Annotated in this window: 4 protein-coding genes; all 4 read left to right on the top strand. The window is 24.8% G+C overall.

All coding sequences use genetic code 4. The annotated features are described in order from the left end of the window. The first annotated feature begins 451 nt into the window (after positions 1-451). A complete protein-coding gene (locus ACJA25_RS00555) occupies positions 452-8,566 on the top strand; it encodes an SGNH/GDSL hydrolase family protein (protein ID WP_406615701.1) in 8,115 nt (2,704 codons plus the stop codon). Between the two features lie 436 nt (positions 8,567-9,002). After that, on the top strand, positions 9,003-9,491 hold the full coding sequence (locus tag ACJA25_RS00560; protein WP_406615703.1) for a hypothetical protein: 489 nt from the start codon (positions 9,003-9,005) through the stop codon (positions 9,489-9,491). Further along, positions 9,491-10,210, top strand: coding sequence for an EcoRI family type II restriction endonuclease (locus ACJA25_RS00565; RefSeq protein ID WP_406615705.1), 720 nt, complete (start codon positions 9,491-9,493; stop codon positions 10,208-10,210). The genes ACJA25_RS00560 and ACJA25_RS00565 overlap by 1 nt, the downstream gene beginning before the upstream one ends. 394 nt (positions 10,211-10,604) lie before the next feature. After that, positions 10,605-17,882: an SGNH/GDSL hydrolase family protein gene (locus tag ACJA25_RS00570; RefSeq protein ID WP_406615707.1), complete on the top strand. Its 7,278-nt coding sequence runs from the start codon at positions 10,605-10,607 to the stop codon at positions 17,880-17,882. Positions 17,883-17,904: the final 22 nt, after the last annotated feature.

Below are 17,904 nucleotides of genomic sequence, written 5' to 3' on the forward strand. Positions count from 1 at the left end.
AGGTAAAAAAGTAAAAAATGGCACTTTTTATTACATACTAATTTTAGAAAATTAAGCAAATATACAGCTGCTAAATTTTTAAATCATATACTTAGGAAAAAACATTGTTATTAAAACGATAAAATGCCCAGAAGTTAAAAGCTAAAATTAATCTATTGTTAATAAAATAGGTTTTAAATTTTTAAAATTTAACATCTAATTCTATTAATTGATATGACATCATTTTTAAATCCTTATTAAATAATTTTTATTGCTTATTTTTTGTTTTTATGTTTTTTAACCAAAAGATTAAACTATCTAAAAAGTGTCTTTTTGTCATTTTTAAGGTTAAAAAACTGATTTTTTGCTAAAAAGTGGAAAAATATAAAAAAATGCATTTTCTATAAATTTCTTTATAATGTAAGGGAATAAAATTTGTCTTTTAAAGATGAGTTTTGGAGGATTCCCTATTATGGAAAAATCTAAATTAACAAAAAAGAAAAAAATCATCATTGCTTCCTCAGTTTTATCAGCACTTGCTTTAACAGGATTAGGTGTAGGTTTATCTTTTATACCACGTAAACAAAAAACCATTCTTCCTGATCCAGGAAGAAACGGAATACCAAACAATGATAAAATAATTCCGCCATTACCAGAACCCATCCCAGTTCCTCCTGTTTTACCAGGTGAAAAAACAGAAGAAGAAGAACAACTAAGTCAACAAAAGAACCAATCTTCTAATTTAATTAGAAAATATGAAAGAGTTAAATACCTAGCATTAGGAGATTCAATATCTGCTGGTTTTTCAGGTGAATTACCTAAAGATTATCCAGGTGAATTAAAAGATCACAAAGTTGTAGGTATTTCATTCCCTGCTTATTTAGCTCATTTCATTAATCAAATTTCAAAAGATAAATTGCAAAGTTTTGATAACTTTGCTGTTTCTGGATCAACTATTGTAGATTGAATTGATTTACTACAAGTTGAATATTCTAAAAATGAAATAGAGCAAAAACACTATGAACTTTCACAAACCAATGGTTTAAAGCAAAAGTTTAATGATTTGGAAAAAACCAAAACAGAAATTATTAATAAAATAAAAGAATCTAATTTAATAACTATCACCTTAGGTGCTAATGATGTTATTAAAATTTTATCAACCTTAGCATTAGAATTAGATTTAACTAAAATTGTTGATGAATTTATAGAAAAAGGTTCGATTTCACAACAAACTTTAATTTCAGATTTATTACCTAATGTAACTAAAATCTTAACAACAATTAGAAGCTTATTACAATCTCGTTTGGTTGCTCTTTCTAATCATATTAAAAAAATAAATCCTAAAGCAAATGTGATTTTGGCAAGTTATCCTTTACCAATGCAAAGATTATTGTTAATGGTAAATGAAATTCTTCCTCCTCAAGTTCAAAGTATTATTTCTATTGATAAGCTATTTTCAAAATTATTAACTGAAAAAATTAAAGAAAGTGCAATTAAAACTAATATCAATTTTGTTAATGTTTATGACTTTGAATTTTGAAATGAATTTCAAGAAAAATTAACCCCAATGGCATTAGATATTCACCCTTCATTTTATGGGTATAAAAAAATGGCAATGGAGCTATTTTTGAAAATATCATCAGGAACAAAATTCACATATGATGTTGCTAAAAAATATGGAATCACTAAAAAACATTTTAATGATTTAACACTTGATGTTAGTGACCAAAATGAGTGAATAATAGAATTACCTAGTCAAAATGTTGATTATATTTATTCTCAAATTTTTACAAATGATTTTGAAAAATTCCTATTTCAAGATGATGAATTAATTAATCAATTCAAAGACCAAATTGATGCCAAAAATTTTGGTAAAAGAATTACTGAAGAAGGTGCATTTAGTATTTTTGCCACATTTAAAAATGCCATATTTGCTATTTTTAAAAACCCTAAATATTTAGAAATTGATCCTCAAAGACATTTAGCTAACTTTTTTGAAAAAGAAAACGGTAAGAATATTATTTTGTTGGAAAAATGATTTAGCAATAGTAAATTCTTTATTGATGCAATTAACAAAATTCAAAGTGATATTACTACCAAAGATTGAGATGGTGACGGAAAACCGGGTGTTAAAAAATTAAAGATAGAATATTTAAAATTAATTTTTGCAGAAGTTTTTGATCAAAACCAAATTTTTAAACTTGTTAAAGAATTATTAACAAGTGATTTTGCTACAACCAATTCTGATGATTTGACCAAAACCATTACTAGTTTCTTTGTTTCACTTTCTCAAAATCCAAAAATTGAATCTTTAATCAAAGGAAGCATTCAAAAAGCTTTACCAGAAAGTGTTGAAAAATACATTTCTAAAAAAGATTTACAAGTGTTAGCGGTTAAATTATTTAAATCAAATCATTTACCAAAAATAGTTGAAAAATTTGTAAATGGTATTTTTACTCTTAAATCAAATCATCCTGAAAAGTTTGAGTCAGCAAATACCTTTGAAGACTTAACTAAAATCCTTTTTGCTAAAGAGAATAATTTCACTGATTTAATTAACACCTTAAATTCATTAGTAATGGATCTTATTAAAGACCAAGAAGTTAAAGAAATTTTAATTAAAACTACTTATTCAATAATTGAAAAGCAATATCCTTCATTTTTAAAAAATACAAATGAAGAAGAACTTAAAAAAGTTATTTTAGGTTTAATCAATTCATCAACTACAATATTAGAAAATAATCAAGTTTTACCTATTGTTTTCCAAGAGATATTTTCAGAAGTTGCTTCTAACGGATTTAACTTTAATATAGGTAATTTAGTAAAAAATTCAAGTGAAAAAATTGGTGAACATTTCAAGAAATTAGACTATGGAAAATTGATTTTAGACACTGGAAAAATAATTGCTAATAATCAAGAATTACAACAAAATATTGCAACATTTAAAACATTTGCAACTAACATTTCAAATTATGTTTTAGAAAAATTCGAGGTTAAAAAAGAATTTGAAAGCATTTTAAAAGTCAAAGCAAGTTCATTCTTTGATAATGAACAAATTAAGCTTTTATCTAACATTTTAATCAAAGAAGAAAATATTCAAATGTTTATTGATTATGTTCTAGATTTAACAATCAATAAAAAAGAAATCTATAATGAATCACAAACTCCAAAAGAATTGTTTGATAAACTATTTGACAATTCGAGTTCAAATAATTTAAATAATTTTGTAACCAAATTTGTAAACAAGATTTTTGATTATCCAGAAACTTCACAATTGATTAATTCATTATCTTCAAAGTATGGATTAAACAAAGATATTGCACAAGAACAATTTACTTCAATGATTAAGAGCTTGCTTGATTTCGTTTTAGAACAAGATAAAGAATTAAGCATCAGTACTGATTTAGTAAAAACTATATTTACTTCTTTATTAAGTTCTAACTTTAGTGGATTTGATGTTGAATTAATTTTAAAATCATTTACAAGTAAGTTAAATGAAATGATTGCTCCTAATAATTTAATTAAATTAATTAAGTCAATCTTAACAAATGATAAATTAAGACAAAATGCTGCAAATATTGAAAAGTTTTTAAACAACTTAACTTTATTTGTTGTAAATAAACCAGAATTAAAATCAACAGTCGCAAGCAATATTAGTTCTCTTTCATATACTAGCGTTGCTGACTATTTATCACAAGAAGAATATACAAAAATTATTGAATTTTTATTAGGGGATCAAGATTTACATTCTATCTTAAGTAAGTCAATTAAAAATATGTTATCTCTTAATAAAGATAAAGTAAATACAATCAACACCTTTAATGATTTAGTAAAAGTAATTTTTGAAGATAGTCAAATCACAAGTGACTTAAAATCATTTGTAACTAAATTTATTAATAAATTAATTAAAGAACCAAAAATCCAAAACATTATAGGAAATGTTCTTTACAATGTTGCTAAAAAACATTCTAACATTGTTCAAAATGTTGAACAAGAAAAATTCAATTCGCTTGTTGTTGCTTTACTAGGTAAAATTAAGACTCTTGATCAAAACCATCAATTAATTGCCGCTATTTGTCAAATAGTATTTGACCAATTTAAAGATAATGGGTTAGAATTTAAACTTGATCAAATTAATGAACAAATTTTAAAAGTATTAAAAGAAAAGTTCGGTTCACCTGAACAATTAGAAAAATTTACTTTAGAAGTATTTAAATTATTTGCTAATGACCCAATTTTCAAAAAAGAAGCTAATGTAATTAAAGTTTTAGTTTCAAATATTTTTGCTTTCACAAGTGAAAAACTTGTCTTAAAGCAAAAAGCAGAAGAAGCAATTGTTCCTTATTTAAGAACCTTTATGGAAGAACAATCTGCTAAAAAAGTAATTGAGATCTTATTTAAACCAGAAATTAGTCAAGAAATCTTTGGTTATGTAATTGATGTTATTTTTACAAGAGGTTCAGAATATGTTTCTGCAAATTCAGTAAAAGAATTATTAGCAAATATCTTTAAAGATCCTCAAAATGATTTAGGTTTATTGGTTTCTAAATTATTATCAAAAATTTCAAATTATCCAGAAACTCAAACAATATTAAAAGAAATATTACAAAAGAATAATTTAGCTACAGATTTAAGCGATGAGGATATTAAAAAACTCACAAGCAATTTATTGTCAGTTATTTTTGAATATGATAAAAAAGAAAAGATAATAAATAATTTTGTTGAAAAATTATTAGTTTCCTTGATAGATCAAGGTTCAAGTTTTGACATAAAAAATGAATTGGTTAAAATTGTTGAAGAACTAAGACTAAGATTTACTAATGAAGAAAAAGCAATTGACTTTATTAAATTCTTGATAACTAATCCAAATATCAAAGAAATTTCAACACCTTTACAAAAATTAATCTTAAATGTTTATAACAAGATAATATTTGAAGAATCAACAAAAGGCAAAATCATTGATACTATTTCTAAATCTTTAGCTAATTTATTAGAAACTCCTGACCAGGAAGAAACAATTAAAAAGGTTTCAACATTTGTTTTTGAAAATGAACAAATTAAGAAATTTTTCTTAAAAATTATTGATTTAAGTATCAATGCTTTTACAACAGAAGAGTTAAAAGATGTTAAAACTTATTCTGATTTATTAAAAGTTATTTTTAGCAAAGAAAATATTAAGACTACTTTAACCACTGAAATCAAAACTACTTTTGATATCTTTGTTAAAAATGAAAATTGTAAGAAAGTATTTGCAAAAATCATTGTTAAAGTTGTTGGCAAAAAATACAATGAAATTTTCGAAGGTATTGATACCAACAAAGTAGAAGAAATTGTTTTATCATTATTCAATTTCGTTCCTATTATTGAAAATAAATTAGAAGCTATTCAATTACTTTCAGAATCGCTTTATGATAATTTAGGCAAAAATGGAACTAAATTTAATATTGAAGAATTTATGACTTCATTGTCTTCAAAATTAAAAACAAAAGTTGAAAATAAAGAATTAATGGTTTCATTAGCAACTGAAATTATTAAGTTAATTCCTCAATCTCCAAAATTAAAAGAAAATCAAGAATCGATTAAAAAATTGCTTGTTAACATTTTGAAATTCTCAAATAAAGAATTGAAATTAAATGAAACAATAATTGAAAAAATTAAAGATTTAGAAATTGTTAAAGACTATATTGGACAAGAAAATATCAAAACATTAATCCAAGCAGTCTTAAAAGACAAAAATTATGAAGCAATTGTCGATTTTGCTATAAAAGCTATTATTGAAAATGCAGAACATTATCAAAATCTAAACACCACTGATGAAATAATTGATAAACTTTTTGAACATAATAATATTTATGAATTGATTGAAAAATTAATCAAAAATACTTTTGAAAATAATCAAATAGATACAACAATTACAGCAATTTTCAAAAAGTTAGAATTAACAAACGGAATTGAAGAAGCAAAAGTTCCTGATTTAGCAAAAAATATAATTTTAGGTTTTGTTGAATTAGATAAAGAAACAGACTTTAATTATTTAAGTAGTTTATTGAAAACTTTATTTAAAGGTTTAGTATTAAAAGGAAAAGACTTTAAGATTGAAGATGAAATAGCAGATTTTGCTCAACAATTAAAAACTAAATTTACTGACACAGTTCAAATTGTTAAGTTATTAAAGGTCTTAGCTTCTAAGCAACCAATTAAAAATTCGGTAGAACAAATCCCAACACTAATAAAGAATTTAGTTATTTTTGTAAGCAAAAAAATTAATTTACCTGAATTAACTTACAGTAAAATACCTGAAAAATTTAGTAAATATCTTGACAAAGAATCATATATTAAAATCTTTAACAAGATTATTGAAGAACCAAATGTGTATGCTTTAGTTGAACCTTCAATTAAAGATATGATTACAAATAATCATAATTATGTTTCGGTAAAAGACTTTAAAGATATTTTTAAAGTATTCATTGGAAAGAATGAATCTACCTATAAACTAGACGAAAAAATCAAAACATTATTAACAACTATTGCTAATTATGAAGAAACTCAAAACTTATTTGCTTCATATTTAACTAATTTAGCAAATGATTATGGATTTGATTTTAAAGATGAAGCTAACCAAAAATTCTTTAAAGATTTAGCTAAGAACATTCCAAATGTTTTAGATAAATTAGGATTAATTACCAACATTGTAAACTTTGTAAAAACTAATGTTGATTTACTTTCAGAACCAATTGATTTCTTTGACAAATTAAAAGATTCGGTTGTAAGTTTAATTGATTTTAAAGATCCAAAAATACTAATCGGTATATTTGGTATGGACTTTATGGAACAACATAAAGATACAATCACCAATGATATTGATAGAATGATTACTACTTTTGCTCAAAATCCAGAAACAGTAGATAAGATTTTAGAAAAATCTAAGATTGATGAAAAATATAAAAACTTCCCTAATGGTAAGCAAGAGTTTGCTAACTTATTAAAGACTATTTTAAAATCTGAAGATTTAAAACAAATATTACTAAGTTTTGCAAATCAATTGATTGAAAAAAATAGTGATTATAGTTCATTTACTCTTTGATCACAAGTAATTCACAAGTTCTTAAATACTACTGATGCTCTAAAAATCAAAGATGCAATGAAAAAACTAATACCAGAAGCGCTAAACAATTCTAAGTTCATCAGTATGTTCTTAGGCGAAACTATGGGTAACTCATTAGTTCTAAAAGGTTACAATGAAGATGCTGTTAATAGAGTAAGACCATATATGAGTAGATTCTTAGATAGTTTCTTCAAAGGTGTTGTCAAGACGGATATTCTAGGAATAATTATTGATGGAATATTTGAAAATGTTAAGAATTTAAGACCTGATGAAAAGATTATTGAGCACTATTTACAAGATGTAAAAACAGTTGCTATTAAAGGAGCAATCAAATTTATATCAAATGGTGATGATACTATCTTAGTTACAAAAGTAATGGACGAACTAGAGAAAAATGATAGATCAAAAACTGTTTTTGAAAATGTAGATCCAGAAGCATTTGCTCATTTTATTAACTTCTTCTTTAGACATTCAAAACTAACTGGTGATGATAAGAGTTTATACGGTTCATTATTTGCTGACAATTACAAAAATGAATTGAAAAAGCATCCCGAACTTGTTAAACAAATTGAAGAAAGAACTATCTTCCCAGATCCTGATGATGGTTTTATAATTTCGGGAATGAGATCAAAAACTGTTTTTGAAAATGTAGATCCAGAAGCATTTGCTCATTTTATTAACTTCTTCTTTAGACATTCAAAACTAACTGGTGATGATAAGAGTTTATACGGTTCATTATTTGCTGACAATTACAAAAATGAATTGAAAAAGCATCCCGAACTTGTTAAACAAATTGAAGAAAGAACTATCTTCCCAGATCCTGATGATGGTTTTATAATTTCGGGAATGAGATCAAAAACAACTGAAACATTAAATATTAAAGTTGATCCAGGAAGCATTTGACAATTATTGTTTAAATACAATAAATTATTAGGCAAATTGAAAAATATAATTTCTCACATCTTTAGACCATTAGCAAAAGAATATTGAAAACAAGTTTCTTACAATAGATTTGTTTCAATTGAAAGCGCAAAAAGAGCTTATTCATATAAAGCAGCCCAAAGATTGTATGCTGGATTAATGTCAGCTATTATTAGTAACACAGTTGATAAAGCGTTAGTTCCAACCAAAACAATGGTTAATACAATTGAAGAGGGAGTAACTCAAGCATTTAGAGATGAATTTCTAACAAATCAAGAATATAGGTCTAACATAATGAATAAATATAAAGATAAATCTAAATTACGTTATATTTATCTAACTGAAAATTATGAAGTTAAAGATTGACATTTAAGCGGAATGATAGAATCGTATAGTTGGTACAATAAACTTTATGATTCTTCATATGAAAATTCAACACATAGCATCCATAAATCCGATTGAATAATCTACTATCAATATTATTACAATGGACAAGATTCAATGATCGATGTACCAAATATTATTCAAATTGCTAAAGCACTGAAATATGGAAAAATCTAACTTCTAATAAAGAAAAAACTTATGATATCCAAAAGAAAATCATAAGTTTTTTTATTGCGATTTTAAGTCAATTAATGGCGCCATTAGCTTTGAAAAATATGTTTCATATTGCTTAAATTTTTAGGAAAAAAGCGTGACATTTTGTTTTAGAATAAATAAGCTTTTTAAGCATAATATTTTTCTTATTAGTCTATAAAATAGAATAAAACAAATTTTTTTATTAATTAAAATTTTAAAAGGAAAAAATAAGGAATGTAAATTAGAAATTTAAAATCATTTTTTATGATATATTAAATTTAATAAGTGAAAATTAAGGAGAAAAAATGGCACATTCAATAGCATCTGCTTTCACAAAAAACAAAACAGATGAACTATACACACCAAAAATTTTAGTAGACGCTATATATATATATATATATATAGGCTAGTAAATAAGTTGAGAAAGAAATTAAATAGAGAACCAATTATTTGATTGCCTTTCGATACAGAGGAAAGTGAATTTGCTTATTTTTGTAGAGAAAATAATTTTAAATATGTTTCTTCTCATATATGGGAAGACAAAGACTTTTTTAAATATGAACCAGAATTGTGAGATATTGCTTTATCAAATCCACCTTTTTCAAAAAAACTTGATGTTTTTAAGAGATTAAATTCTTTGAAAAAACCTTGAGCAATGTTAGCGAATATAATGTGTCTAAATTATCAGGAAATTGGACATTATTTTGCTGATAATCCATGCCAAATGTTAATAGTTGATAAAAGAGTTTCTTTTAACGGAAATCAATCTTCATTTAATACTTCGTATTTTTGTGGTAATGACTTTTTACCAAAGGATTTAATTTTTGTTCATATAGATAATAACAATGCGTTAAATAATTTTGTACCTTCAAGAATGATAAAAGAATCAAAAAAGGAGGATAAATAATGTCTAACTCAGAAAAGTTGTCAGAAATCCAAAAAGAACAAGTTCATGGAGGGCAAGGTTTAACCATCGATTCAGAAAAACAAGAAAATGAACTTAAAAAAGCAGTTGAATCTATTTTAAAAAGTTTAAATGAAAAATTCCCTTTTCTAGAAATAAAAATAGAAAGTTCGATTAATTTAAAAGAGATTGTTGAAAAATTAAAGCAAAAATTCCCAGAAGAAGAATGGATTTATACTTTTGAAAGTAGTAATATAAAACCAGATGGCGGAATTCTATTTATAAAGAATTTTCAAGAAGATATCTTTTTACCAATATTAATTTCTGAAGCAAAAAAGCAAGGAACAAATGACAAAATTAAAGAAATAACAGGTAAAACACAAGCTTGTGGTAATGCTATTGAGAGGTTAGGAAAAAATGTTATCGGTTTAAGAACATGATTAAAAGATGAGAAAATTTTTCCTTTTGTTTGTTTTGGATATGGTTGAGATTTTAATAGTAAATCAACAATTTTAGATAGAGTAGTAACAATAGCAGAATACGGTGAATTAAATAAAATTTATTTAATGGATACAGAACATACAAAAAGAGGTTGTTTCTACTTTAAAGAAGAAAAATGAAGTATTGAAGAAATGAAAAAAGTTTTATTAAATATTAGTCAAAGAGCAATATTTTACTATTTTTCAAAATACGGAGAAGATTCTTTCCGGAAAGAAAAATAATCTTTTTAAATAACAAGGTAAATGTTGTTTACAAAACTTGATCATGTTGGTTAATTTAATTTCATTTAAGATTTTTAATTTTTATTTATTACTCTATTTGCAGCAAATAAAAAAATGTGTTTTTTTTAAAGTTTAAGTCAATTATGGTTGATTTTTACCATATTATTCTTATATTTATATTTTCATATTTTCCGAATTGTTCTATAAATAAGGGGAATATGTTTTTTTATTTTCAATTTCTAAAATATTCAATAATGTTTGAATGCTTTTCTAAGCCTATTATTAATATATTAAATATTGTTTTATAATTGTAGCGACATTTTAACATCATTTTAAACGAACAATATGGATTGAAGAATGTTAAGCATAAAAACGTGGAGTATTTTTATAAATTATGCAACAGAACACAAATGAAAATAAAAAATCAAAGAAGAAAAAAATAATCATTCTTTCTTCTGTTTTTTCAGCATTAGCTTTAGCTGGTTTAGGAGTAGGTATTAGCTTTATTCCTTTCAAAAAAACAAAGAATAGTGATTTTGACAAAGGTGGAGCCGTTATTCCTAAGCCACCTGTTGTTGTAGAACCACCAGTAATACCTGATCCAATTTTACCTATTGATCCAATAGAAGATCCTGATGCCAATTTAGTACAAAAAAGAGATCAATCAAGCAATCTTATTAGAAAAGACCAAAAGGTAAAATATTTTGCTTTTGGAGATTCTATATCTGCTGGTTTTTCGGGTGAATTACCAAAAGATTATCCGGGAGAATTTAAGGATGGAAAAGTAACTGGTGCTTCTTTTCCAGCATATTTAGCTTCATTTATTAGCAAATTATCAGAAGGTAAATTAGAAAGTTTTGACAACTATTCTGCTTCTGGTTCTACAATTGTTGATTGAATGGAACTTTTAGGTATTCAATATGACAAAAATGATGCTGATGAAGTTAATTACTATGCTACATCAGTTACAGATAAACTAGATTATTTTGTTAAAAATAAATTTAATGGTGATAAAGCCAAAGCTAAAGAGGAAATTCTTAAGAAAATAAAAGAATCTAATTTAATAACCATTACTTTAGGTGCGAATGATGTAATCCAATTATTAATTAAATTAATAATGGATACAGATATTTCAAAAATTATTTCTGAATTTATGGATAAAAACACTCTTTCGCAAGAAACTTTATTAAAGGAAATTACTCCTAAAGTTCTTGAAGTTATGAGAGTGGTAAGAACCTTATTACAAAAACGTTTAGCAACTATTTCAAAAGAATTAAAAATCATTAATCCAAAAGCAAATATTGTTTTTGCTAGTTACCCTTTACCAATGCAAAGAATTTTATTAATGATTAATGATATTTTACCTGCTAGCATTAAAGACATAGTTTCAGTAGATAAAATACTTGCTAACTTATTAACTGAAAAAATTAAAGAAAGTGCTATCTTACACAAAAACAATTTTATTAATCTTTATGATGCAGATTATTGAAAAGAACATCAAGAAAAATTAACACCAATGATTTTGGATATTCATCCATCTATTTTTGGTTATAAAAAAATGGCAATTGAATTATTTATCAAAATGTCAGCGGGTGTTGATTTAAGTTATAAAGTTGCTAAAAAATATGGAATTACTAAAAACCATTTTGATAACTTAAGTTTTAGTACTAAAGATCAAAATGATTGAATTTTGGAAATGCCTACTAAAACTTCTGATGAAACTTTTGAAAAAATATTTGGAACAAACAATGATGAATTTATGTTCAAATCAAAAGATGACATATATGAAAGTGTTAAAGATCAATTAGATCAAAATCATTTTGGAAAAAGAATGAATGATGATGCTACTTTTGGAATTGTTGCATCTTTAAACATTACTATTAAAAACTTATTTAAAAATCCAAAGTATCTTGAAATCGATCCAGATAAACACTTAGCAAATTTCTTTGAAAAAGAAAATGGTAAGAATTTAGATTTATTCCAAGCATGATTCCAAAAAAGTAATTTTTTAGCTAATGCAATGAATAAGATTCAAAAAGACATTACTTCAAAAGATTGAGATGCTGATGGTATTGTTGGAACTAAAAAAATTAAACCAGAATATTTAAAACAAATCATTACTGAAATATTTGATTACAATCAAATCTTTACATTAGTTAAAGAATTAATAGGAAGTGATTTTGCTACAAGTAATCACGCAGAATTTGCTGATGTACTTTCAAAATTTTTAACTAGCTTACCAAAAAACCCAATGGTAGTTCAATTGTTAAAAGCAGGAATTCAAAAAGGATTGCCACAAAATGTTGAAAAATACATTTCAAAAACTGATTTAGAAACTTTGGTGTTAAAAGTTTTAAATTCTTCAAACCTAAGCGATGTTATTAAACACTTTGTTGATAGTATTTTTGCTTTAAAGAAAAACCAAGGTGAAAAATTTGCTAATGCTTCAACCTTTGAAGAATTAGTTAAAGTTATCTTCGATAAATCAAACAATTTTAGTGATTTGACTAAATCAATGGAAAAATTGATTATTGAATTAACACAAGATAATGCTATTAAACCAGTTTTAGCAAGAGTTTTAAAAACATTTGTTAAAACAACTTACCCTGATTTAGTAAAAGGTATAACAGATGAACAAACCACAAAATTAATTTCTGGTTTAATCAATTCTTCATCATTGTTCGTTGAAAAATTTGAAATTTTACCTATCGTATTCCAAGAAGTATTTGCTGAAGTCGCAACTCATGGATTTAAATTTGACATTGGTAATTTCACCAAAAACGTATCTACCAAAATTTCTACTCACTTAAAATCGTTAGAATATGGAAAAGTAGTTTTAGGCTTTGGAAAAATTATTGCTCAAAACCAAGAATTAAAAGAATCAATAGATTCTATTAAAACATTAACTCAAAACCTTTCAACATTCTTAAAAGACAAATTTGGTCTTGAAGCTCTTTTAACTAAAATGTTAAAAGAAAATGCTTCTGCTTATTTAGATGAAAATGAAATTTCTTTAGCAGTTAAAGTTTTTTTAAACAAAGAAAACATTACTTTATTCACAGATTATTTATTAGAATTAACAGTTAAAAATAGTGCTATTTACGAACAATCAAATACTCCACAAGAATTGTTCGATAAATTATTTGATAAAGATAGTTCTGCTAATATCAATTCATTTGTTTCAACCTTTATTAATAAGGTATTTAATTATCCTGAAACACAACAATTAATTCAATCATTGGCTAAAAAACATAAGTTTAATGAAGGTATTGAAGAAGCTAAATTCAACCCAACTATTAAAGCGTTATTAGATTTTGTTTTAAAACAAGACAAAGAATTAGATATTAGTTCAAGTACAGTTAAAGCATTATTTGCTTCTTTACTAAAATCTAATTTTTCAGAATTTAATATCAATGAAATTATTACTTCACTAAAAACTAAATTTGCTAATTTTGCTGACCCAGCACAAATTATCAAGATTCTTAAATCAATGTTAATGGATGATGGTTTAAGAAACCATAAAGAAGAATTAGAAAAATTAATTAATAATATTGTTAAATTCATCTTATCAAAAGAAGATATCAAAAAGAGTTTAGCAAACAATGTTAGTGAATTTTCACATCAATATGTTAAAGACTTTTTAACAAAAGAACAATTATCAAAACTTGTTTACTTTGTTATAAATAACGAAGATGTTTTTGCTCTTGCTTCAAAAACTCTTAAATATATGTTTAAACAAGATAAAGCAGAAATTGAAAAAATTCAAGACTTTAATGATTTAGTTAAATTAGCTTTTGCAAAAGATCAAGAAATTGCAAACAAATTAAAACCATTTGCTAAAAAGATTATTAATTCTTTATTATCAAATAAAGAAATTTCAACAGTTGCTGTTAATGCTTTATACAAAGTATTACAAGACAAAAGCACCATTGTTAAAGATGTTGACAAAGAAAAATTTGCAAAAGTATTTGGTGCATTATTAACTAAAATTCCAGTTGTTGATCAACAAATTGGTTTATCTGAAATTTTAATTGAACAAACCACCTTACAGTTAAAAACAAACGGTTTGAAATTCAATATGTCTGAATTTTCTACCAAAGTATTTGAAGCATTAAAAACTAAATTTGCTGATCAAAACAAATTAAAGAAAACATTATTAGAAATTGTTAAGATTTTTGCTCAAGAACAAGAATTCAAAAATGAAGTTGAAACAATAGGTAAAATCTTTGAAAACACTTATGATTTTGCTGCTACAAAAACAGATTTAATTTCAAGTACAATCAAAGACTTTTTAAAACCTTTTGGAATTGAAGAACAAGAATTAAAAACAACCATTCCTGCTTTATTACAAGATAAGGAAATTAGAGATTCATTAGTTTCATTTGTTAAATTATCAATTATTTCATTAACTTCTCAAGAAGCACAAGCAATTAATTCATTTAATGAAATCATTAAAAAAGTATTTAGTAAACAAGAAAATAATGACAAACTAATTGCTATAACTAAAAAATTATTTACAGCAATTGTTAAAAATGAACCAATTGTTAATGCAATTTCAAAAGTAGCTCAAAAAACTTTAAGAGATAAATTACCAGAGATTTTAAAAGACACTCAAGATGCTAATGTAGAAAAACTAATTGCTTCATTATTTAAATTTGTTTCTTACTTTGATAGCAAATTAGAATTAGTTGGTTCTTTTGCTAAAGTTATGTGTTCACAATTAGGTAAAAATGGTAAAAATCTTGATCCAAAAGTAATTTTTGCTGCCTACTATAAGGAATTAGAAAACAAATTCAAAGACAAAGAATTTGTTGCTACTTTTGTTGTAGAAATACCAAAAATGATTAAACAAAACCAAGAGTTTGTTAACCAAAAAGAAACTTTAAAAACCATTTTAACCAACACAATTAAATATGCTGTAGATAAATTCAAATTACAAGAAACAATAGTATCTAAAGTTTCTCCTTTAGTTTCTGAATATGTTGAACAAAAAGATGTTGAAACCATTGTTAAAGGATTATTAAAAGAAGAAAACTACAAAGATATCTCTGAATTCTTTGTAACAGGAATTATTGACAATCTTGATCATTATCAAGATGCAACAACCCCAAGTGATTTAATTGATAAGTTATTCGAAAAGAATAATATTTATTCATTGTTGGATAAGATCGTAAAAACATTAGTTGATGATGAAGAAGTTAAAAAATCATTTGTTAATGTATTTAAGAAATTAAAATTAGATTCTAATTTAGATGATGAAAAAATTAAAAAAGTTGCTTCCAATTTACTATTAGGTTTAATTGAATTAGAAAAAGATGGCGAATTCAATTTCTTGAAGAATTTCTTAAAAACATTCTTAAAGAGTTTAACTGATAAAACAGTTCAGTTTAATCCAAAAACAGAAATTGATAAATTTGTAAATGAATCAAAAACTAAATTTACAAATATGGAAGAAATTGTTAAATTGGTTAAGGCTTTAGTGTCAAAACCACAAATAAAAGAAATTTCTGAAGATTTTCCTACATTATTAAAAAATATATTCTTATTTGTTCGTGACAAATTTAAATTAGATGAAGTTGTTTTCGGAAAAATTCCTGCTTCTTTAAAAGACGAAATTAAAAAAGAGGAATTTTCAAAATTGTTTAAACGTTTAACAGAAGAATCAGCATTATATGATTTAGTAAATCCTATGATTAAAGATTTAATAATAAATAGTGATCATTATGTTTCTTCAAAAACAATATTAGATCTTTTAAAAACCTTCATTAATCACAATAAAGCTACATTTAATTTAAAAGACAAATTAAAAACATTAATCACTAATATTTCTAAATATGATGAAACAGGAGAAGTAGTTAGTCAATTAATTATTTCTTATGCTAAGAAATTTGGTTTTGAATTTGATGATGACAAGAACAAAAAATTATTTAAAGATTTAACAAAAGATTTACAAATAGTTTTAGACAACTTTGGATTTGTAGAAAAATTTGCCACATATATTGAATCAAATAATGATGTGACTTTTGCTCAATTACTAGAAGGTATTAAAAACACTTTATTTAGTGCATTAGATTACAAAAACCCCCAAACATTTATTAAATTGTTTGAATTACAATCTATTAAAGACAATAAACAAACAATAATTGAGGATATTGAAAAAATTGTAACAGCATTTAGTTCAAAACCTGAATCTGTTGATAAAATTGCTGAATTAGCAAAATTTGAAGAAAAATTTGGAAAAATTGCTGGAGCAGTAGAAGAACTTAAAAAATTATTAAAATCTGTTTTAGGTTCAAATGATTTTAAAGAAATATTTAAAAACTTAATAGATGAATTTGTTGACAATAGTAGCAATTATAAAGATGCTAATTTATGATCAAAAGTTATTCATAAATTCTTAAATAGTACAAAATTCGATACTACAAAAGTGGCGTTAAAGAATATGATCACTTCTGCGTTAAAAGATTCGAAATTTGTTGGTCTATTCCTAGCAGAAACTTTAGGAAATTCATTTATAGCTAAAGGCATTAATTTTGATGCTGTATCTCATAATCAAAAATATTTTGCTAACTTCATAGATACCTTTATTAAAGGCGTTCTTAAAACCGATTTACTAGATATTATTCTTGATAATGTTTTTGACAACATTAAAAGCTTGCAACCCGAAGAAAAGAATATTGCTGATTACTTTGCTGACGTAAAAACTGTTGCGATAAAAGGTGCAATTAAATTTATTACTTCTAAAGATGATCAAACTATTTCAATTAAAAAAGCGATTGAAGAGCTATCAAAAGAATCTAAAGGAACAAATACAAGAAGATCAGAAATTGTATTTTCAAATGTTGATTCTGAATCATTTGCTAGAGTAATTAACTTCTTATTCTGACATTTAAAAGCATCTGATGGTTCTTCACAATTATATTCAACCATTTTTAATAGTAAATTTGGAGAAGAATTAAAGAAATACAAAGAAAGAGTTGCTGAAATTGATCAACAGACATTTTTACCAGATAAAGATGATAGATCTATTTTTCCAGCACCAATGGGTTCTAGAACCACAGAAACTTTAAATATCAAAGTTGATATGAGTGAAATGTTAAGTCTAATAGGAAAAATTGATGAACTTCAAAATATCATCACTGATGTCTTTACCCCATTAGCAAAACAATTTTGAGATGAAGTTGCTTCAAATAACTATCAATCTTCGGAAAGCGCTAAGAAATCATTTGCATATAAAGCTGCTCAAAGAATTTATACAACTTTAATGATAATGGTTATAAATAATTCATATGCTAATATTAGTTGACAAATTTTAGTTGGTCCTGCTGTTGCATTAGCATCATCTAAAATTGAGGATGCAATAAATGCTGCCTTTGTTAAAACTCTTACAGGTGAAAAATTAGCATTGCTAAAATCAAAATATAATGGTGAAGCATTACGTTATGTTAATCTAACAAATAGTTACACAGTTAGACCATACTATTTAGCGGGTATGAAAAAATCTAGAACAGGCGATAAATATGCTTCATACACAAATTCTAAACATGATGTTCATAATACAGACTGAATAATTTATTATTCATATTATTACAAAGAAAAAGATCCTATTTTAAAAGGCGAAGCTAATATCATCCAAATATTAAAAGCATTAAAATTTGGTAAATTAGAATAATTTATTAAAACTAGCCAGAAAA

Source organism: Mycoplasmopsis hyopharyngis, from assembly GCF_045276885.1.
Lineage (GTDB): Bacteria > Bacillota_I > Bacilli_A > Mycoplasmatales > Metamycoplasmataceae > Mycoplasmopsis > Mycoplasmopsis hyopharyngis.